The organism is Pseudoalteromonas sp. NZS100, from assembly GCF_015864815.1.
GTDB lineage: Bacteria > Pseudomonadota > Gammaproteobacteria > Enterobacterales > Alteromonadaceae > Pseudoalteromonas > Pseudoalteromonas distincta.
In genome coordinates this window covers 1-21,956 of record NZ_JADYWM010000013.1, presented here as the reverse complement: position 1 = coordinate 21,956, position 21,956 = coordinate 1, and the positions used below count along the sequence as shown (strand labels likewise).

The window sequence follows — 21,956 nt, the reverse complement described above, 5'->3', positions numbered from 1 at the left end:
AGAATTTATGCACACAGATATAATAAAAATAGGTATAAGCGCCTGCTTAGCAGGCGAAAAAGTTAGATTTGACACAGGTCATAAAAAGTCAAACTTCTGTATGGATGAGTTAGGTAAACACGTTGAATATACACGGTTTTGTCCGGAGGTAGCGGTAGGTTTACCAATACCTCGTCCAACTATTCGCCAAGTTAAAGTTGGCGATACTATTAAAGTATGTCGCCCAGATGGCACTGGAGATGTAGGTCAACAACTTACCGAGTATGGTAAAAAAGTTGCAACAGAACAAGCTAAAGAGTTGAGCGGGTTTGTATTTTGCGCAAAAAGTCCAAGCTGCGGCATGGAGCGCATTAAAATATACAACGAAGCAGGCACGGGTAATACCTCTGAAGGCGTTGGTTTTTTTGCTGAGCAAATAATGAAGCACAACCCATTATTGCCATGTGAAGAAAACGGTCGCTTAAACGACATGCATTTACGTGAAAACTTTGTAATGAGAATTTACGTATTTAAAAATTGGCAAAAGTTAGTGCAAGAACCACTAACTGTTCACAAGCTTACTCAATTTCATTCTCAGTATAAGTACTTGTTAATGGCTCATAATTACCAAGCTTATCGAGATTTGGGTAATCTGCTTGGAACGTTCGTAGGTGACGATATAAATGCAGTTGCGGATGAATATATTTTAGGTTTGATGACGGGTCTGAAAAAGCCAGCTTCTCGCAGAAATAATTGCAATACCCTAATGCATTTACAAGGTTACTTTAAAAATGATTTATCGAAGGTTGAAAAACAAGAACTTCGTGATGCGATAGACGAATACCGCGAAGGATTGGTGCCATTGTATGTACCACTTACCTTGTTAAAACATCATTTGAAGGTTCATCCGAATGAGTACCTTGAAAAACAAGTGTTTTTTAACCCTTACCCTCACGATTTAAAACTACGATTTGGTATTTAATGGATACATTATTTTGGTTTAGGCGCGATTTGCGCCTTTTTTCTAATGAAGCGTTAATTCAAGCGCTAAATAATGGCGCTAAACACGCCATTTTTTTTGTGTCTGAAAAGCAGTGGCAACAACACCAAGCTGCGCCTATTCAGATTGACTTACTCAAGCGCCGAGTTACTTATCTTCAATCACAACTTGCTGATTACGGTATTACTTTACATATTATTGAAGCGCCGAGCTTTTGTGATTGTACGCGAGAGCTTATTAACTTTTGTAAAGCAAACGATGTAAAACACGTAATTGCTAATACAGAGTATGAGCTTAATGAAGTAAACCGCGATAAAGCAATTTTGCATGAATGCGATGAGCTTTCTATTACTTTTACTTTGTACGAAGGTGATTTAATTGCGCCTGCAGGCTCTGTCAAAAATCAAAGTAATGAAATGTATAAAGTGTTTACTCCATTTAAACGTGCATGGTTAAAGCAGTATCAAGATACACACTTTAGCTTGCCACAATGGCCCTTAACTTCTGACCCTATTGAGTTTGACGAGAGTGATTTACTAAAAAGTGATGGGTGCTCAGATAAGTGGCCGGTTGACGACGAAACACTCTCTACCGTAGTTGATAATTTTATATGCGACAAACTGACAAGTTACGACGACCAGCGTGATATTCCCAGTGTAAAAGGCACATCGGGTTTAAGTCCGTATTTAGCACTAGGTATTGTAAGCACAAAGCAACTGCTTATTAATATTCAGCAGCGTTATCCTGATATTTTAACTACATCAAAAAGTAAAACGTTTACGTGGATTAACGAGCTTGTTTGGCGCGAATTTTACAGACATTTAATTGCTGAATTTCCGACGCTTTCGCGCGGCGATAACTTTAACGAAAAGTATAATGCTGTAGTGTGGCGTAAAAGCGAAAGCGATTTTAAAGCATGGTGCGAAGGGCGTACAGGTTACCCATTAGTGGATGCAGCAATGCTACAACTTAAGCAAACCGGTTGGATGCATAATCGTTTACGAATGGTTGTTGCTAGCTTTTTAACTAAGCATTTATTAATAGACTGGCGTGAAGGTGAACGCTTTTTTATGCAGCACTTAATTGATGGCGATTTAGCCTCAAATAATGGTGGTTGGCAGTGGGCTGCAAGTACGGGCTGTGATGCTCAGCCATATTTTAGAGTTTTTAATCCTATCAGACAAAGCGAGCGCTTTGATCCAACGGGCAAGTTTATCCGTAAGTATTTGCCAGAGCTTGAAAACGTGCCAGATAAACACATTCATTTTCCACACACTTATTTAGCCGCAACAGGCAAAGATAAGGAATGTTACTGGCCAGCAATAGTTGATCATAAAGCGGCACGAGAACGTGCACTTGCTGCATTTAAGGTGTGATATGGATAACCAGTTACCAGTAGATAAATTTGTTAAAATATACCAACAGCTTGATAGCACTAATCTTGATTTATTGAGTGATATTTACTGTGACAACATACAGTTTATAGACCCGATGCATGAAATTAACGGCATTGTAGAATTGCGCAGGTACTTTGCTAACTTATACAGCAATGTTAAGCATTGCCAGTTTGATATTAGTGATTCGTTTAATAGCGGTAACAATGCTTTTATTTATTGGACTATGCATTATGCACATCCAAAGCTTTCATCAGGTAAAACTATCTCGGTAGACGGTCATAGCAAGCTTATTTTTAAAGATGGCAAAATTATTAAGCACAGAGACTACTTTAATGTGGGCGAGTTGTTATACAAACACATTCCTTTACTTGGTAGCGTTATAAAGCTAATTGATAAAAGGGCAGGTTAATTATGATCACACTTATAACGGGTGCTACATCAGGTATTGGCGAGCAGCTAGCAATTAAATATGCACAGCTAGGAGACACTGTTATAGCTTGCGGCCGTAATAGTGATAAGCTCGCCGAGCTTGCTAAATACGACAATATCCAAGCATGTAAGTTTGATGCAACTAACCTGCAAGATATAAAAGAGTCTACTATTGGCTTTCCTCATTTTGACCGTGTTATTTTAAACGCTGGTAATTGTGAATATATAGATGATGCGCGCAACTTTGATAGCGCGTTGTTTGAGCGTGTAATAAACGTTAACTTACTTTCTATGGGGTATTGCCTTGAGGCGTTACTTCCTAAAATAAATCCAGGCGGCCAACTTGTTTTGGTTAGCTCAAGTGTTACTTACCTTGCGCTACCTCGTTCAGAAGCTTATGGCGCATCAAAAGCGGGTGTAAGTTACTTAGCAAAAAGCTTAGCGGTTGATTTAAATGATGTTGATGTAACTTTAGTTCATCCTGGGTTTGTAAAAACGCCACTTACTAATAAAAATGATTTCCCGATGCCTATGGCCGTTACTGCTGAAAAAGCAGCTGACTACATGATTAAGGGTATTCAAAAACGCCGCAAAGACGTTCATTTCCCTTATCGTTTTACACTTATATTAAAAGCTTTACGCATTTTACCACTGCCGATTTGGCTTAAAATCGCAAAAGGATTAGCCCGTTGAAAAAAATAGCAATAATAGGAACTGGTGTATCTGGTTTAACATGTGGCCATTTGCTTCACAAACATTACGATGTAACCGTATTTGAAAAAAATGATTACATAGGTGGACACACAGCAACGGTTGATGTTGATGTGTGTGGCATCAAATACGCAATAGACACTGGCTTTATTGTATTTAATGACCGAACTTACCCATATTTTGAAAAGTTACTTTCGCGCATTGGTATTGATAAACAAACAACCCAGATGAGCTTTAGTGTGCATAACGAAGCCACTGGTTTTGAATACAATGGACATACGTTTACAAGCTTATTTGCACAGCGTCGTAATATTTTTAGACCTAAGTTTTGGCGATTATTGTACGACATTGTTAGGTTTAACAAACTGTGCAAAGCAATGCATGAAAAAGATGATTACCAGTCTGATCAGTCATTAGGGCAATTGCTTAACGATAACCAGTTTAATGACTTTTTTAAATACCATTATATTCTTCCTATGGGCGCGGCTATTTGGTCTACCAGTATTAAAGAAATGGAAAACGTAGGCGTTGAGTTTTTTGTTAAGTTTTTCTTTAATCATGGGCTTTTAGATGTAACCAATAGACCACAGTGGTATGTAGTACCAGGAGGCTCTCGTCAGTACATTAAGCCGCTGATCAGAGGTTTTGCAGACAAAATTAACCTCAATACAAATATTAAATCAGTTACGCGTCAAAATGATGAAGTAACAATAGAGTTTGCCAATGGTGAGCAAAGTAAATTTGATAAAGTAATATTTGCTTGTCATTCAGATCAGGCGCTTGCACTACTGGGTGATGCTACTGAGCAAGAAAAGTCAGTATTGGGTGCAATAGCTTACACTGAGAACTCAGTGGTGCTGCACACCGATACAAACCTTTTACCAGATAGAAAAGCGGCATGGGCAAGCTGGAACTACCTACTTAACAACAGCACGGATAAAGCCGCTGTTGTTACTTACCAAATGAATATTTTGCAAGGTATACAATCAGATACACAGTTCTGTGTAACGCTTAACCATCTTGAAGGAATAAGCCAAAGTAAAATTTTGCGCGAGTTTACTTATCACCACCCTGTATTTAACCAAGAGTCTATTGCGGCTCAAAAACTTAAACACAGTATTGATGGGCATAATAATAGTTATTTTTGTGGCGCTTATTGGTACAATGGTTTTCATGAAGATGGCGTACACAGTGGTGTAGATGTAGCCAAGCAACTTGGGGTCGAATTTGACTAGTGCAGTGTATTTAGGCGATGTTAAACATCGCCGTTTTGCTGTTAAAGAACATCGCTTTAGTTACCCTTTGTATATGATGTGGGTAGATTTAAATAATCCTCAACAACTAAATGGTGTGCATAAACACATAGGTACGTCAGGCTTAAAGGCGTTAAAGTTTAATGAAGCTGATTATCTTACAGGCACCTCACAGCTTGCTAAACGTCCTCTTATTGAGCGTGCACACGAACAACTTGCCAATTTAGGTATTACTGAAACCTTTTCTCATATTTACATGCTTGGGCAACTTCGTTGTTTTGGTGTGTATTTTAGTCCTGTTAATTTTTACTTTTTTGGTCATAACGACACCCGTTTTAAATACATGATTGCTGAAGTAAGTAATACACCATGGAACGAACGTCATTATTATTTAGTACCTTTAGAAAAAAAAGTGAACTTTAAAAAGGTTTTTTCCGTATCACCTTTTATGAATCTAGATATGAACTATCATTGGCATGTTAAGCAATCGCTTGATAAAACATTGATACACATTGAAAATAAGCGAAATGAAGAGCTATTATTTGATGCTACACTTCGCTTAAAACGTAAAGAGCTTACTAAAGAAGAAGTTAATAAGTTATTTAAACGTTTTCCGGCCATGACATGGTCTATTTTCAAAGGTATTTATTATCAAGCGTTAAAGTTGTTTATAAAACGAGTTCCTTTTTTAGGTCACTCAGGCAAGCCATAAAGCACATAGATAGTCAGGACAATTAATAGGTATTTCAATGGATAAAGTGTCGAGCTTAAATTGCGAACAAAGCACAAACTGGTTAACTAACATATATAAAAAATTAGTGACTAAAGCCTTTTCGTCAATTGAAACAGGCCAAGTTGTTTTAGTAGATGCAAACGAGCGTACAGTTTTTGGTGACCCATCTTCAGTGCTAAAAGCAACGATTATAGTAAACGATAAAGCTATGTATAAGGCATTTGCATTATCTGGGAGCGTTGGCGCTGGTGAAGCCTATATTTTGGGGCATTGGTCTTGTGACAACTTAACCTCTTTCATTGAGATATTTGCTATAAATGAGAAGCAACTTGATGAGTTTGAGAAGAAATTCGCATTTTTTAGTAATATCGCGCACCGGTTTAATCACATAAAAAACAAAAATTCTGAATCGGGCTCTAAGAAAAACATCGTTGCTCATTACGACCTAGGTAATGATTTGTACGAATCATTTTTGAGTAAAGAAATGCTTTACTCAAGTGCTGTATATCCTACAAAAGAAGCCACACTTGAAGAGGCTCAACAATACAAGCTTAAACGCATTTGTGAGCAAGTTGAGCTTCAAAAAAATGATTCAGTAATTGAAATTGGTACAGGGTGGGGGGCTTTTGCTATATATGCAGCCACACATTACGATTGCCATGTAACAACAACAACCATATCTGATGAGCAACATGATTATGTCGCTAATAAAATTTCAGAGCTTGGTCTTGAAAGTAAAATTACATTACTTAAGCTTGATTACAGGCAATTGAAAGGAAAATACGACAAGCTTGTTTCTATCGAAATGATAGAAGCGGTGGGCCATGAGTACTTACCTAGCTTTTTTACCCAATGTAGTGAATTGTTAAAAGACGATGGTGCCATGCTAATACAAGCTATAACTATTGGCGATCAGCGTTATAAGCATTACTTAAAAAACTCTGATTTTATTCAGCAGTATATTTTTCCAGGCGGGTGTTTGCCATCACTTAACGAAATGAGTGAGCAGATTAAAAATAATACAGACATGGTAATTCATACTGTTAATGATATTGGTGCTCACTACGCAAGAACATTAGCAGACTGGCGAAGCCGTTTTATAAAAAGCTGGCCTGATTTGGACCGCTCAAAATTTGATGAACGTTTTTATCGTTTATGGTTGTTTTATTTTGCTTACTGCGAAGGCGCGTTTAGAGCTAGAGCAACAAGTACGGTGCATTTAATGGCGCGTAAACCACGTTTTGTTAGCGATAACGATGATATTGCGCTCGGTTACTAATTTTGTTTTATTTCAAGCAGTGTGGTTTTTATCATTGCTGCTTGAAGCTGATTCGCTACTTTTTAGCGGATTGATTATTGTTTTAATGTTTTGGTTGTCAAAACAAAAAAAACAAGACACCTTACTTCTAATTAAAGCCCTACCTTTAGCACTATTGTTAGAATTCATAGCAGTAAAGTCAGGCTTGTTAGAATTTAAAGTTTATCCCTTCCCTCTATGGCTCGTCTTTTTATGGGCTGCGTTATTACTTTCTTTAAATACTTCTATGGTTTTTTTGAGTAAATTAAAGCTTTGGCAGGCCTTTTTAGTATGCATGGCTTTTGCGCCAGCAAGTTATTGGGCTGGGGCGCGCTTTGAAGTAATAAGCTTAGGCTTACCTTTATGGCAGTTTTGGCTCGTTTACGGTGCGCTTTGGTCTACAGTGTTTACTGTTATTCTTTTTATAAACCAAAAAATCAAGTTATTCATCAATCGCTGATCGCCCACAATTCCCATTTCGTAACATTACCCATTGACTCGAGGGAGCTTATTTTGAAATTTTTACTAAAGGCAGTTACTTTTTATTTGCTTACAACTTCAATTGTTTTAGCTGACACACAATTTAATAAAGTAGGCGAAGCACGAATGGAGTATTTATTTTGGGATGTATATGACGCGGTTTTATTTACCCCTTCAGGTAATTACAGCGCAGGAACGCATCCTATTAAATTTAAACTTACCTATTTACGTGACTTTGAAGCTAAAGAAATCGTAAAAGCAACAAATGAGCAGTGGGAGCATATTGGAAAAAAAGAGCTAGCAGACAAATACGACAGTAAATTATTGTCTATTTGGCCTGATATTAGACAAGGTGATTCGCTAACGTTAGTCACAAATGAGCAGGGTATGAGTACTTTTTATCATAATGATGAAAAAATTGGCGAAATAAATGAACCTCAATTTTCGAGTGATTTTTTAGCCATTTGGCTGGATGAAAAAACCTCAGAGCCGAAACTACGAAAGCAACTATTAGGGAATTAATATGAATGTATTTAACGCGTTTAAAACAGCTCTTGTAAGCTTATCTGCTTTGTTGCTGATAAGCTGTTCGGCACCAAATGTAGAGCATTATAAAAATACATCGCCAAACTTTGACTTTAAAACATTTTTTAGTGGAAATTTGAAAGCCTACGGTGTTGTACAAGACTTTAAGGGTGAATTGACCCGCAAGCTTGTCGTAGATATGAATGCGAGCTGGGATGGTAACCAGGGCGTTATTGAAGAAGACTTTGTTTATGACGATGGCGAAACTCAAAAGCGTATTTGGAAAATAACGTTAAACGAAGACAATAGTTTAACAGGGTTGGCAGATGATGTTATAGGTACAGCAAAAGGTAGAAGTGATGGCAGCGTATTTCATTGGAATTACGATGTAGAGCTTCCATACGATGGCAGTACTTTAAAAGTGAATTTTGATGATTGGATGTACCTGGTTACACAATCGCGCTTGATAAACCGCACATCTATTGTTAAGTTTGGAGTCGAGGTCGGGGAAGTGACCTTAGTGATCGAAAAAATATAGCTTATTTACCCAGTTGCTTAACTTGCGCCAAAATTGTACTCAAATTAAGTCTTTGTTAACCCAACACGCTGTATTTTACAGAGAATTATTTAAATTTTACTCATTTTTTAAGAATTTAAGCAAAAAATGCAATTTGCTGTTGCTAACTCTTTAAAAATGCATAAAGATAGGTTTTGCGAAGGCAAAATAATAACGAATAGGAATCTAACAATGAATAAAGCTCAATTAGTTGAAAAAATTGCTACTGATGCAGAAATCTCTAAAGCTGCTGCTACTCGTGCTCTTGACGCGTTTACAGGTGCTGTAACTTCTTCTTTAAAAGAAGGTGATTCAGTAGCATTAGTTGGTTTTGGTACTTTCTCAGTAAAAGAACGTGCAGCTCGCACTGGCCGTAACCCACAAACGGGTGCTGAGATCCAAATCGCAGCGGCAACTATCCCAAGCTTTAAAGCAGGTAAAGGTCTTAAAGACCAAGTAAACCCTTAATAGGTTTAACGAATTAAATTAAAAAAAGAGCTATTTAGCTCTTTTTTTTATGTTTAATAAAGACATCAATTGATGCCTTTATATTATAAATTTACGCTTTTAAGGCTTTATCGCCTCGACCAATGCCAACAGCGCCAGAACGTACAACTTCAATAATATCGGTTTCATGACGAAGTGTGTCTAAAAACGACTCTATTTTGTCTGTACTGCTCACTAATTGTAGACTGTAGCTTTGTCGGCCCATATCTAAAATAGCACCTTGGAACACATCAACTACTCGCGTAACCGCTGCACGAGTCGTCTCGTCTTGAGCAAAGACCTTAACAAGCAATAGCTCACGTTCAATGTGACTCATTTCTGTTAAATCGATAATTTTAAGCACGTCGACTAATTTGTTAACCTGCTTTGTAATTTGCTCTACAACTCTGTCATCACCCATTGTGGTAATGGTAATACGCGACAATGATTGATCGTCAGTTGTGCCCACAGTTAGGCTGTCGATGTTATATGCACGTTGTGAAAAAAGCCCAACAATACGTGATAGGGCACCTGGTTCGTTTTCTAATAAAATAGATAAAATACGACGCATTATGCTTTTACTCCTTTACGTAACCACATCTCATCAATGCCGCCTAACTTAATTTGCATTGGGTATACATGTTCTTTTTCATCAACGTTTATATCTAAAAAGACTAATCGGTCGTTAATTGACATTGCTTTATCGATAGCAGGTTGTAACTCATCTAGTGTGTTTACTTGTATGCCTACATGGCCGTAGCTTTCAACTAACTTAACAAAATCAGGTAGTGAATCCATGTAAGATGATGAATGACGTCCACCGTAAACCATGTCTTGCCATTGGCGTACCATACCTAAAGAGCGGTTATTAAGTGATACAACTTTTACCGCTAGGTTGTACTGTAAACAGGTTGATAGTTCTTGAATATTCATTTGAATAGAGCCATCACCCGTAATACACACAGACTCTTTATCAGGAAAGGCTAGCTTTACGCCCATTGCAGCAGGTAAACCAAAGCCCATGGTGCCTAGGCCGCCTGAGTTGATCCATTGACGAGGATGCTTAAATGGATAATATTGCGCTGCAAACATTTGATGCTGACCAACGTCTGAACTTACGTAAGCATCGCCATTAGTAGCTTTATACACCGCTTCAATTACAGCTTGTGGCTTAATTTTGTCGCCATCAGTGTTGTAGCTTAAGCATTTTTGTTCGCGCCAGCTGATAATTTGTCGCCACCAATCTTCTTGCGCGCTGCGGTCTATTTTAATTGGGCTTTTATCAATACCCGCTTGTAGTTGTTCAAGTACGGTTGCTAAACAACCTACAACTGGTATGTGTGCTTTAATTGTTTTAGAAATTGAAGTAGGGTCAACATCAACATGAACAATTGTGGCATTAGGGCAAAACTTTTGAACATTATTAGTTACCCTGTCATCAAATCGGGCACCAAGCGCTAAAATCACATCGGCGTTAGCCATTGCTTTGTTTGCCTCAAGCGTGCCGTGCATGCCTAACATACCTACAAAGTTTGGATGCACACCTGAAATACCACCCAATCCCATTAGTGTATTTGTAATTGGGGCATTTAATGATTCAACTAAATGCGTTAATTGCTCTGATGTATTTGAAATAACAATACCACCACCAGAGTAGATAACCAGTTTTTTGGCCTCTAAAATAGCTGTTACAGCTTTGCGAATTTGTTTTGAGTGCCCTTTAGTATTAGGGCTGTACGTTCTCAGCTCGGTGGTTTTAGGAAATTCGTATTCAAACTTAATAGCAGGGTTAAGCATATCTTTTGGAAGCTCAACAACGACAGGACCTGGGCGACCAGTGCTAGCAATATAAAAAGCTTTAGCTAAGATTGTAGGGATGTCTTTAGCACTTCTACAGTTAAAACTGTGTTTAACTACAGGGCGAGAACAACCCACAATATCGGTTTCTTGGAATGCATCGTCGCCAATCAAATTTGTAGGCACTTGGCCTGATAACACAACCATAGGAATTGAATCCATGTAGGCCGTTGCAATACCTGTAATACAGTTTGTAGCGCCAGGGCCTGAGGTTGCAAGTACAACACCAACGTCTCCAGTAGCGCGGGCATAGCCGTCAGCCATATGTGTTGCAGCTTGTTCGTGACGTACTAATATATGTTCAATGTCATCTTGCTGAAAAAGTGCATCATATAAGTCTAAAACCGAACCACCGGGATAGCCAAATATGTATTTTACCTTTAACTCTTTTAATGCCTGAACTACTAGTTCAGAACCATTATATTCTTGTTTGCTCATCCTCATTCCTCTGTGCGCTTTTTTATGCATAAAAAAACCCCCGCGTAGTGCGAGGGTTTTTAAAAAGCAGTATCACCTTTTAATACATCCCCGCTGGGCTTATAACTAAGACCAGTACGAGTACGACTAAAAGATTAATGTGTGTGTTCATAGTTTTTACTCTACTTAGCAAAACACTGCTTTTAAATTAAAGATTTTGTATAGGTTTATTTTTAAGGGTTTTAAGCCTTCATGTCAACCTTGAAAGCTGCTTTTTGCATTTTAAATTCGTTTTATGGCTTTTTTTAATTTAAACCTGCAGAAAACCTATGTTTAATTGAGTTTACTGGCAGAGATTATGCATTTTAGGTTGTAGGTTCGATTTTAGATATAAAAGAGTGTGAGAGACCATTAGCTTTAATTGCATATGTTAACTATATGTTTTTATCGCATGTTTAAATTTCTATTATTAGGTATGATTGCTACATAATTATGTTTGAGGAAAACACAGTGAAAAAAGTGACGTTAATTGCGCTTTTAACTACGCTATTAAGCCCTATGGTGGCGGCTAATAACTTAAGTCCGCATGATGTTGGTATAACTAACGAAGAGCGTATTTTATATTGGCTAAAAAAAAGAGACCAAATATCTTCAAGTGAGTTAGATAGTTCATTTAAGTCATATATGAGTAACAAAGACGTTGCCAATCACTCTATTAAAAATGGCTTTAGGCAATTTAAATCCTCTTCCAACGTTTTTTCAAACACAAATAAAAAACAGGTCGCTTTTTCAACGTCGCTAGTGCCAGATCAAAGCGTTAATGATGTAAAAGTGTTAGCTATTTTAATTGATTTTCCTGATCTTAAACATGACGACAATCAACTTGTAGAGCAAGACACCGATATGTTTTACGCTGATTATTCAACTGAGCACTATCAGCAAATGCTTTTTAATACTCAAGGTTATACAGGCCCTGATGGACAAAGCTTAAAAACGGCTGCTGATTATTATAAAGCGGCTTCGGGAAACAGCTTAAACTTTAGCGGGCAGGTATATGGCTGGGTAACCGCTAATAGCAATGCAAAAATATATGGTGAGCGCCAAGGCAGTACACGGGATATAAATGCGCCCGCTTTAATTAAAGAGGCTGTGGAGAAAGCAGTTGCAAAGTTTAATATTAATTTAGCGGATTATGACTTAACTGATTTAGATGATATTGATGGCGACGGTATCCTTAATGAACCTAATGGCATTATTGACCATGTAATGGTATTTCATTCAAGTATTGGCGAAGAAGCGGGTGGCGGTTACCTAAGCACCGATGCTATTTGGTCGCACCGCTACTATGTATTTGATGAAAATAGCGGGCCGAGCGAGATTGCAGGCAGTAACATTAAGCTATTTGGTTATACCATTAACCCTATTGATGCCGGGATTGGTGTGGTTGTGCATGAGTTTGGGCATGATTTAGGATTATTAGATGAATACGACTTACAATCTAACACGGTAGGTGAGCCTGTCGCGTCTTGGTCAGTTATGTCGACAGGAAGTTGGGCTGGTTCGCCAAGAGGCTCAGAGCCAGTTATGTTTAGCCCTTATGCGCTTGAATATTTACAAAAGCGGTACCAGGGTAACTGGGTTAACCAGCTTACGCTTGATATGGATGAGATAGAGGCTAATTCACAGCAAACATTAATTAATACTGCGAGTACTTCACAACAGCAAAATCAAATAAAAATAACACTACCACCAAGGCTCGAAAAATTTAGGGCTCCAGTAGAAGGTGATTTTCAATACTATTCAAATACGGGCGACAATATTAGCAATAGCTTAGTTAATACAATAGCGCTACCAAGCACAACTCAGGCACTTACTTTAAGCTTTATTGCTTATTACAGTATTGAGCGCGATTACGATTTAGTTCAAGTAAAAGTAAATGGCGAGCCAATCGCGAGTAATTATACGCAAGCGCTTAATCCATACTACGGTGATATTGGTCCGTATATCTCAGGTGATTCATTTCTTAATAGTGATGCTAAGCAACCTAACGGCTATTTGACCCATAAGTTTGATTTATCAGCTTATGCTGGGCAAACAATTGATTTAAAAATTGAATACATAACAGATGCGAACACACATTATTACGGTTTTGTTGTTGATGATATGCGCATTGAGCAAAGTGATACTTTAATTTGGCAAAATAATGCACAAGATCAAGTTAACACTGAGTTTAATGGCTTTGAAAAAGTAGGTAGTTACACATATGCATCGCCATCACATTACTATTTACAACTGCGTTCATACACAGGCGTTGACAGTAGTTTGCAAGCAGAGCAGTACTCACCGGGGTTATTATTGTGGTACAGCAATGAATCTCAAGCAGATAATAACACTACCGAGCATCCAGGCAGTGGTTTTGCATTAGTGGTAGATGCTGATCAGCGCTCGATAAATAAAGGCAGTACGCAAACTCCGGCTGCTTCAGCAATTCAAATACGTGATGCTGCTTTTAGCCTATATCAACAAAGGGCAGGGTTAGGGGATGATGATTTATCAGCTATCACCGGGTTTACTGATAAAACCGATTATAGCTTTGAAGCGCAAAAACCATCGGGTGTTGTGCTTCCACAGGTTGGTTTTGGGTTTAGTATTATAAGCCAGTCAGCAGACAGTGAAGATATAGAAGTAGAGCTTGCTTACGATGTTACTAAGGGAATTAATTTTACTAAAAACGGTTTAACCGTTAATTTTAATGTAGAAGGTTTTGCACTTACTCCTGCGGACAAATTTACGTGGAGTTTTGACGACGGGAGCTCCAGCACAGAGTTAACGCCTACTCATGAATACCAAGACTATGGCACTTATAACGTTGAGTTTACGGCAGATAATGGCACTTCACAGCAAGTAGCTGTAGCACAAGTTACATTAGTTGAACCATTAACTGTAAATGAAATTGAATATGAGATAAACCAAGGAACTTTAACAGCTGAGGCATCGCTTACAGGTGGAGTAGCTCCGTATACTTATAATTGGCAGCTAGGGGATGGAAGTACTTTAGCGACTCAATCGCTTACTTATAATTATTTGTACTCTGGTGATTACCAAGTAACGCTTACAGTGACAGATAACGAAGGCACTGAGCAATCAAAAGCGATTGATGTAACTGCTAATGTTCCGCTTAACATAAACGCAAACGCTACAGTTAGTGATTTAAGCGCACAATTTAATGCCCAAGTAACCGGCGGCTTTAATAGTTACACTTATAGTTGGGATTTTGGTGATGGCAGTGCGTTATCAAATTTACAAAACCCAAGGCATACTTATCAAGCTGACGGGACTTATAACGTAACGTTGAATGTTACTGATACTCAAACCAATGATACTTTTACTCAAGAGTTATCTGCTACTGTACAAAAACAACAAAGTAGTTCGGGTTCAAGTGGCGGATCACTGGCGGGTTTATTAGGATTACTACTGTTAAGTTTATTTAGGTTTAATACTAACCTGCATAGATACATTAGGTAGTAAACGCAGTTAGCAAACACAAAAAAGCCCGCTAAATTAGCGGGCTATTTAAATTAATAACAAATATTAATTATAAACGGTCAATTACTGATTGAGTGAAATCAGTTGTACCGTGGCTGCCACCTAAATCGCGAGTTGTACGGTCGCCTGATTTAATTACATCAGCAACAGCACTACGAATACGCTCTGCAGTATCGCCCATATTTAAATGCTCAAGCATTTGAATAGACGCTAAAATTACAGATGTTGGGTTAGCAAGGTTTTTGCCAGCAATATCTGGTGCACTACCGTGTACAGCTTCAAAAATTGCTGCGTCTTCACCAATGTTAGCACCAGGTGCCATACCTAAACCGCCAACTAAACCAGCACAAAGGTCAGATAAAATATCACCAAATAAGTTAGTCGTAACAATTACGTCAAACTCTTCAGGTGTCATTACCAGCTTCATACATGTTGCATCAACAATCATTTCATTTGATTCAATTTGTGGGTAACGCTCAGCTACTTCACGTGCTACTTTTAAAAACAAACCAGATGTTGATTTTAAAATGTTAGCTTTATGAACTGCAGTTACTTTTTTACGACCTTCGCGTACCGCTAGCTCGTATGCAAAAGTTACGATTTTTTCTGCGCCTTCACGCGTAATTATCGATTTTGCTTGTGCTTCATTACCGTCTTCACTTACTACTTGGCCAGCACCTGAGTACATACCTTGCGTGTTTTCACGAATAGTAATGATATCAATATCGTCGTAACGCGCTTTAGTACCAACAAATGATTTAACTGGACGTACGTTAGCGTATAAACCAAATTGCTTACGAAGTGTTACGTTAATAGATGTAAAACCTTCACCTACAGGCGTAGTTAATGGGCCTTTAAGAGTGATTTTGTTTTTAGCAATTGTATCAACTGTTTCTTGCGGTAATAACTCACCTGTTTTTTCAAGTGCAGCTAGGCCAGCATCAACAAATTCATAATCAAAGTCGCAACCTGCGGCTTTTAATATTTCAAGTGCTGAGTCGATAATGCTCGGACCGATGCCGTCGCCTTTGATCACTGTGATGGTTTGTTTGGCCATTGACTTTTCCTTTAAAGAGTTTGATTTGCACATAAATTATTACTCTGAGAGAGTAACCGCTTGTTAGAACATTTATGTGAACGTGCTTGAAAATTTAAGGGCGCATTTATACCAACTTATCACCCATTTTGCTAGTTTATACAAAAAATACTGGGTATACATGAAAGTTATAATGGGTATAAAGACATAAAATAGCTTCTAATAAACTAAATACTATTAAACAACTCGAGAGATTCTAATTGTTGATAAAAATCAGCTTGGTTATGCCACTTGAGTATTTTTAGCTGTTCATTTAACGTTTGCTGCTGCCACGGAGTTACCGAAAGTTCTGGTTTAAACACATTTTGAGCAACAATCTTCAGTGTAATCCAAAGTTTATGGGCCTCAGTTAAGTGCTTTTTAGGTGTTTGCTCTGCCTCTAAGAGTGCTGCAGTCCATGGGTTGTCACTCAATAAATGAGTAAGCTGTTGTGTTAGTTGTTCAGTGTTAATTGAATTTACCCCAAAATAGGAGCAGATAGGGGCACTCAATGTTTTATTTGGTGTGTCGTCAATCAGCGTTTTACGAGAAAGCTGTGTACTGCATTGCGTTAATAAAAAATGGGCGTAAGCGTATAAAGGTAAAGTGATGTGCTCAAACTGGTCGTGATCATTTTTACTAACCAATAAAGCCATTATTTTTACTAACCCATTTAATCTGTTAGTTACGTAGGCTTGCAATGGATGTGGGGTAACATTAACTAATTGTTCAAAAACAACCCGTTGAATTATTGCAGGTGCATTATAATAACCGACCATCGATAAACTATGTTTTAAGTCTTTTGCGGGTTGATGTTCTTTATTATATGGTTTTACAGCCTCGCATAAATTAGCAATTACGAGAGAGTGAGGCGCCATCAGCAGGCTTAATCCTTTATAGCTGTATTCGTGCTGTAACTTAATATTACTTATTAGCTCAAGTAAAGATTGTGCCTTATCAACCTCAAGCTCACTTTGTGGTTTTACATGTTCACTGTTAAATACTTTGAAGTTAATGGTTTTATCAGTGCAATGCCATTGTTTTGGATTATCGTTAAGCGTTGCTTTTACTCTGTACCAGGTTAATTTATTTGGATTTGCTGTACTAATTAAAACATGCCGTTGTTGTGCATCAGTTGCTAAATAAATCATGGTTTGCTCAGCGTATAAAACGCGGCTTCCCGGTAATAATGGCCCTAAATGCGCTATTAGTGATTTAATTAATTGCAGTGCGAACAAGTTAGGTGTGCGAATGTACAAATCGGTAAGTGCTTTATATAAGCTAATATGTTTATTAGCCGTATTGCTCGTAATGTTCATGCTAATAATATTTGCTAAAGCAATTAGCGTTATGCCCCCATCGTAAAGCATTATTTTAGGAGCACTTACCAATGCTTGTTTATACTTATTTAATTTAGCTAGTAACTGCGTAACAGGTTTGGCTGAATCGCCACTAGCTAACATTACTTTTGCTGCTAACTGATGACGCATTTTCCAAATTTTTTTATCAGAATCTTGAAAAGGTGTTTGCTCGCAAAGCTTGTTTAATTGCGCTCCAACACATAAATGCTCAATGAGAGTAGCGGCTATGTATAGCTCACTTAAGGCACTATTATAATTTTGAGATTTACACAGGGCAGCAGTTATGACGCTCTGACTAACAACTAAATTTGTTGCATAAGAATAACTTGGGTTATAAAGCGTCAATCGGGATTGTAATGCGAATGGCTGTTTGCTGTAGAGCACTCTATATTGCTCAGCTAGCTTACTTGCCATTGGATATAGAGCTGTCCATTTTTGTTTATTGTTATAATAGCTTAAAAACAGCTGCGTATTATTAAGCAGCTGCTCTAAGGTAGTTGAAACAGCTTCATCCATTAAACCTTCACCTAATTTTGTTCTTGGTATTTATTGTATGCACTCGGGCCCCATAAAAACAGCTGCCCATTTTTAAATAATAGGCCAGTACATTCATCCATAGTGGTAATACCGTCAGATGTTTTATGTTGTGTACGATAAAAAACTATCTGAAATACTTGTTCACCATCTCGTTTGGCATAAGTAAGATCGGGGCTGCCTAAGTAATCAAGAACACTATTTAGTGTTGTTGGCTGCTCAAGTGATAGTTTTTCGATGTAACGTTTATTGAAAGCCTCTCGGTCTTGCCAAATCATAGCTTGAGGATCGTCTTTATAAAAGGTAATCACCAATGCAGCTATCAGTGCATATAGCCCTAAACCTAAAATTAAATATCGGATAAATTTTTTCAATATGGCTTACTCTGACTCCGGTAACTAATATCAGTATACGTTTTGTAATGTTTAGAGGCTATTAACTTGCGACTAATTAAGTCTTAACTGCTTTAAACTAAAACCTAAATTTATATCGGTGCGTAAACTAACCAAGTGCTTTGAAATTACGTACATATCCATATTAGCGGCTAACTTTGCTTTAATACTCGGGCTTAGAGACTCATCTTCGGCTGCTTGTTCAATTGAGTTATAGTTATTAACTATTTGCTGCGCAGATTTAGTACCTATTCCTTTAACTCCCGGAATATCATTTGTTTTATCGCCCGCTAATGCCCAAAAATCAACGAGTTTATTTTGCTCAACACCAAAACGCTCTTTTATACTTGTCTCATCTAGATAGAGCTTTTTAAAGTAATCGTAAACTGTAATGTAAGGGCCAATATAAGGTAAAAAGCCTTTATCAGTAGAAACAATAGTGCTCGTTATTTGATTATTTGATGCCTTAAAGGCAAGCGTTGCAATAATATCATCAGCTTCATCGTTAATAGGCTCAAATACTACAATACCGGTTTCTTCAATTGCGGCTTTAAAATGCAATAGAGCATCTTTTAATACTTGGGGCATTGGCGCGCGTGAGTGTTTGTAGTCTTTATAAAAATGATAACGCCAGCTTTTGTCACCATCGAACACAGCAATGGCATGGGTTGCATTACTCGTATCTAAAAGCTTTTTACAGGCGTGGGCTACACGTGCACAGCACGTTTGTATCATTTGCTCGTCGCTATGATGTTTTTGATTCGCGTCAACGGCGTAAATGCGCCTAATTAAATTAAGCGCATCAATAAGAAGTAAATGGGGTTTCAAACTATAAAACTCATGCTTTTATTTTGTAACATGGAACATATTTACTACCAGGGAGCTTCATGCGACCTTGAAGAACAAATGCCTGTAATAATTTATCCATATTTGTCATAAGGGCAGGTTCGCCACTTAAAATGTATGGACCGTTTTGTTTAATGGCTCTAACGCCTTCGTCTTTTACATTACCAGCAACAATACCAGAGAAAGCTCTACGTAAATTAGCCGCGAGTAGCTGTTTAGGCTGATCAAGGTGTAAATCTAGACTTGCCATATTTTCATGTGTTGGTGCAAAAGGTTGTTGAAAGTCGTTATCTATTTTTAATGTCCAATTAAAGTAATAAGCATCACCTTCACTTTTACGGTAATCACGAACATTAGCCATCGATGACTTTAGTTTTTGACCGACTAATTCAGGATTATCAATAATTACTTCAAACTTATCCAAGGCTTCCTTACCAAGTGTCATTTCAACGAACTTGCATAGCTCTTTAAAGTACGCCTCGCTTTGTTTGGGGCCAGTTAAAATAACAGGTAAACATTGTTTAGTATTATCTGGGTGCAACAATATGCCTAATAAATATAACAACTCTTCAGCAGTACCTGCGCCACCAGGAAAAATGATAATTGCGTGAGCTGTTCTAATAAAAGCTTCAAGGCGTTTTTCAATATCAGGTAAAATAACGAGTTCGTTTACAATAGGATTTGGTGGCTCGGCAGCAATAATGCTTGGCTCTGTTAAACCTAAGTAGCGATTATCGGTGTTACGTTGCTTTGCGTGGCCAATAGTTGCGCCTTTCATTGGGCCTTTCATGGCACCAGGACCACAACCGGTACAAATATTTAATCCACGTAAACCAAGTTCGTAACCTACTTGTTTTGTGTACTTATATTCAACCTCGTTTATTGAATGTCCGCCCCAGCAAACAACCATGTTAGGCTCGCTTTTAACACGCAGCGCACCTGCATTTCTGAGCATATCGAACACCATATGGGTTATGGCTTTTTGCTCTTTTAAATCTTTTTCGTATTTTTGACAAATAAACAAAATATCACGAATAACAGAAAATATATGTTCGTGAATACCTGTAATTATTTCGCCATCAACAAATGCGGTTTCGGGTGGGTTTTCAAGCTCAATTTTGATACCTCGTTCGCGGCTTACTAAACGAATATCAAAATTTTTGTATTTGTCGTATATATCGTTACTGTCGTCGGTATGGCTACCTACATTGAGCACTGCAAGTACGCAGTTTCTAAATAATTTATAACGCTCACTTGCAGACGATTGCTCTAATAAATCAACTTCTAATTGCGACAGTAAATCTAAAACCCCAGTTGGGTTTAACTGTATTAACATAGACGTGCTCCTACTACTAAATCGTAAAACTACTTGTCATAAAAGTTATAATAGCTATGACATTATTTACTGGTACAAAGTCTATCTCGCCCTGAATTTTTGGCTTCGTAAAGTGCATCATCAGCTCTATCAAATGCTTTTAATAGGGTATCGCCTTTCTTAAATTGAGTTGCACCTACCGAAATAGTGATCTCAATTTGTTTTTCTCTAAATTTAAAAGGTATATTTTTAATTACCTTTCTTACTTTATCCAGGGGTAATGTTGCGTTTTCTAGCGACACACCTGGCATTAATAGCACAAATTCTTCACCGCCATAACGCGCTATAAAATCAGACTTTCTTACCGATTTTTGCAACGCTTTTGATATAACTTGTAAGGTAATATCACCTGCGGTGTGGCCAAATCTATCATTGATAGATTTAAAGTGGTCAACATCAATAACTGCAAGCGTAACATCTGATGGCTGCACATTAAACAAATGCATTTCGTGATTGTAACGTTCGTCAAATGCAGCCCGGTTAGGCAGTTTTGTAAGCCCATCTAGTAAGCTTTTAAAGCGCTGTTCATTTAAGCGTTTTTTATAAGTTGTTAACTTACCTTCTAAAGTACCAATCCGATTATTTATTTGACCAAAGCTTGCGCTAAGAATTTCTCTGTCTTTTCGTTCTAACTTTTCTTTTGCTATAAAATCTTCGCTTATTGATTTTAATTCGTTATCTACGAGTTCTTTTAAAGATGAGATTGATGTAGCTTTTTGCGTTTGCTCATTAAGATTTTTTATTTTTAGTTCAATGCTTTTATTAAGTGAGTCAAACTCAACTTCCATAGACTCAGAGTGCTTGCTAGTTGAGACGATAGAGTTATGAAGATCTTCGAGGGTTTGATTTAATGAAACTAAAAAGCTTTGCGCGGATTTACGCTCTTTACTTATATTTTTTACGACTACATCAATAATACTAATTGCAACATCGAGTAATGAGTCGATTGAGTCACTTTCTGTAATATTATTTTTTATATTATTAATTTGTAGCGTAGCTTCTTCTTCAAGTATAAGTTCATTAGCGAGCTCAAGTAGTTTTTTTGCACGCGCCTGTTTTATTGGGCGCTGCTGATCAACTTGAGGGTCTTGTTTGGTAAGCAACGCTTCATGATAAAAGCTAATAAGTTGATCAAGTAGCGGAATGTAACCATGAGTTGAATGAACGTTATTAATCTCGTGATCGAGTAAATTTCTTAGAGTCCTACGAGTATCGTCAGGTAAACCTTTGGTTTTTTGTAATTGTTTACCGGCACTTTGCACACTGTTGTATAAATTACGTTGCTGAGCTTGTTGAATCGATTCTTGGTTTTTAAGTAGGATTAAAGTTTCACTAATAAGGGGAGCAAGGTTTTCAAAGCTCATGCCTTTATTAAGCGCACTTCTAAATTTGGCGAGGCGATTATCTAACTCGATATCTAGTCCTTTACAGCTCAACGATAGTTTAGCTGTAAAGTCACATAGAACATCTACTTGATGTTTACGAGCACTCTCAACAGCCATACGCGCATCAATTGCTTGTTTTAGCTTTTTATCTGTTGCGTTAGATCTTTGTGACACCTAAGCATACCGCCATCAAATTAATTTCATTATCTTCAGTTTACAACAAATTTTTATTATGTGTAGTTATCTAGGGGCTGTTGATCTTTGTAGTACATATATCAATCAGCCCACATTGGTAGCCACATCATAGTAAATGCTAAAGCGA

20 protein-coding genes are annotated in these 21,956 nt (G+C 37.7%); 12 read left to right on the top strand and 8 right to left on the bottom strand.

Features of this window, described 5'->3' with window-relative positions:
* Positions 1-7 precede the first annotated feature (7 nt).
* The 11 genes from I6E69_RS13740 (at position 8) to I6E69_RS13690 (ending at position 8,828) form a co-directional block, all read left to right on the top strand.
* The gene (locus I6E69_RS13740) at positions 8-961 is read left to right on the top strand and encodes a DUF523 and DUF1722 domain-containing protein (RefSeq protein ID WP_138490055.1); all 954 of its coding nucleotides are present in this window, start codon (positions 8-10) and stop codon (positions 959-961) included.
* The gene (phrB, locus tag I6E69_RS13735) at positions 961-2,355 is read left to right on the top strand and encodes a deoxyribodipyrimidine photo-lyase (protein ID WP_197121447.1); all 1,395 of its coding nucleotides are present in this window, start codon (positions 961-963) and stop codon (positions 2,353-2,355) included. Before I6E69_RS13740 ends, phrB begins: the two co-directional genes overlap by 1 nt.
* Position 2,356: 1 nt before the next feature.
* The gene (locus I6E69_RS13730; RefSeq protein WP_197121446.1) at positions 2,357-2,785 is read left to right on the top strand and encodes a nuclear transport factor 2 family protein; all 429 of its coding nucleotides are present in this window, start codon (positions 2,357-2,359) and stop codon (positions 2,783-2,785) included.
* Between the two features lie 2 nt (positions 2,786-2,787).
* Positions 2,788-3,498 (top strand): SDR family NAD(P)-dependent oxidoreductase, encoded by a 711-nt coding sequence (locus I6E69_RS13725; protein WP_002962466.1) that lies wholly within the window; start codon positions 2,788-2,790, stop codon positions 3,496-3,498.
* Entirely contained in the window at positions 3,495-4,751 is a 1,257-nt protein-coding gene (locus I6E69_RS13720; RefSeq protein WP_197121445.1) for an NAD(P)/FAD-dependent oxidoreductase, read from the top strand. Before I6E69_RS13725 ends, I6E69_RS13720 begins: the two co-directional genes overlap by 4 nt.
* Positions 4,744-5,481, top strand: a complete 738-nt coding sequence (locus tag I6E69_RS13715) for a DUF1365 domain-containing protein (protein WP_149603676.1) — start codon at positions 4,744-4,746, stop codon at positions 5,479-5,481. Before I6E69_RS13720 ends, I6E69_RS13715 begins: the two co-directional genes overlap by 8 nt.
* Before the next feature lie 37 nt (positions 5,482-5,518).
* Positions 5,519-6,781, top strand: coding sequence for a cyclopropane-fatty-acyl-phospholipid synthase family protein (locus I6E69_RS13710; protein ID WP_197121444.1), 1,263 nt, complete (start codon positions 5,519-5,521; stop codon positions 6,779-6,781).
* The gene (locus tag I6E69_RS13705) at positions 6,759-7,259 is read left to right on the top strand and encodes a DUF2878 domain-containing protein (protein WP_033021926.1); all 501 of its coding nucleotides are present in this window, start codon (positions 6,759-6,761) and stop codon (positions 7,257-7,259) included. Before I6E69_RS13710 ends, I6E69_RS13705 begins: the two co-directional genes overlap by 23 nt.
* Before the next feature lie 53 nt (positions 7,260-7,312).
* Positions 7,313-7,801 carry a chalcone isomerase family protein gene (locus tag I6E69_RS13700; RefSeq protein ID WP_002962471.1) on the top strand — a complete coding sequence of 163 codons (489 nt, stop codon included), beginning with the start codon at positions 7,313-7,315 and terminating at the stop codon, positions 7,799-7,801.
* A 1-nt stretch (position 7,802) separates the two neighbouring features.
* Positions 7,803-8,342: a DUF3833 domain-containing protein gene (locus tag I6E69_RS13695; RefSeq protein ID WP_197121443.1), complete on the top strand. Its 540-nt coding sequence runs from the start codon at positions 7,803-7,805 to the stop codon at positions 8,340-8,342.
* 210 nt (positions 8,343-8,552) lie between these two features.
* Entirely contained in the window at positions 8,553-8,828 is a 276-nt protein-coding gene (locus I6E69_RS13690; protein WP_002962474.1) for an HU family DNA-binding protein, read from the top strand.
* A 91-nt stretch (positions 8,829-8,919) separates the two neighbouring features.
* On the opposite strand, the gene ilvN is transcribed toward I6E69_RS13690, so the two are convergent.
* Positions 8,920-9,417 (bottom strand): acetolactate synthase small subunit, encoded by a 498-nt coding sequence (gene ilvN, locus I6E69_RS13685; RefSeq protein ID WP_002960314.1) that lies wholly within the window; start codon positions 9,415-9,417, stop codon positions 8,920-8,922.
* On the bottom strand, positions 9,417-11,141 hold the full coding sequence (locus I6E69_RS13680; protein WP_024596926.1) for an acetolactate synthase 3 large subunit: 1,725 nt from the start codon (positions 11,139-11,141) through the stop codon (positions 9,417-9,419). The genes ilvN and I6E69_RS13680 overlap by 1 nt, the downstream gene beginning before the upstream one ends.
* Before the next feature lie 489 nt (positions 11,142-11,630).
* On the opposite strand from I6E69_RS13680, the gene I6E69_RS13675 reads away from it, so the two are divergent.
* Positions 11,631-14,645, top strand: a complete 3,015-nt coding sequence (locus tag I6E69_RS13675; protein WP_197121442.1) for an immune inhibitor A domain-containing protein — start codon at positions 11,631-11,633, stop codon at positions 14,643-14,645.
* A gap of 70 nt (positions 14,646-14,715) precedes the next feature.
* On the opposite strand, the gene I6E69_RS13670 is transcribed toward I6E69_RS13675, so the two are convergent.
* The 6 genes from I6E69_RS13670 to I6E69_RS13645 all read right to left on the bottom strand — a co-directional run bounded on the left by I6E69_RS13670 (position 14,716) and on the right by I6E69_RS13645 (position 21,808).
* Positions 14,716-15,723 carry an isocitrate dehydrogenase gene (locus tag I6E69_RS13670; protein ID WP_002960311.1) on the bottom strand — a complete coding sequence of 336 codons (1,008 nt, stop codon included), beginning with the start codon at positions 15,721-15,723 and terminating at the stop codon, positions 14,716-14,718.
* A 206-nt stretch (positions 15,724-15,929) separates the two neighbouring features.
* Positions 15,930-17,618 (bottom strand): hypothetical protein, encoded by a 1,689-nt coding sequence (locus I6E69_RS13665; protein WP_197121441.1) that lies wholly within the window; start codon positions 17,616-17,618, stop codon positions 15,930-15,932.
* Between the two features lie 11 nt (positions 17,619-17,629).
* Positions 17,630-18,013 (bottom strand): DUF3192 domain-containing protein, encoded by a 384-nt coding sequence (locus I6E69_RS13660; protein WP_024596929.1) that lies wholly within the window; start codon positions 18,011-18,013, stop codon positions 17,630-17,632.
* Between the two features lie 69 nt (positions 18,014-18,082).
* Positions 18,083-18,856, bottom strand: coding sequence for a flap endonuclease Xni (gene xni / locus I6E69_RS13655; RefSeq protein ID WP_182193845.1), 774 nt, complete (start codon positions 18,854-18,856; stop codon positions 18,083-18,085).
* Between the two features lie 10 nt (positions 18,857-18,866).
* Complete coding sequence (ppnN, locus tag I6E69_RS13650; protein WP_197121440.1) at positions 18,867-20,210, bottom strand: nucleotide 5'-monophosphate nucleosidase PpnN; 1,344 nt, start codon at positions 20,208-20,210, stop codon at positions 18,867-18,869.
* Positions 20,211-20,272: 62 nt separating this feature from the next.
* Entirely contained in the window at positions 20,273-21,808 is a 1,536-nt protein-coding gene (locus tag I6E69_RS13645) for a GGDEF domain-containing protein (RefSeq protein ID WP_197121439.1), read from the bottom strand.
* Positions 21,809-21,956: the final 148 nt, after the last annotated feature.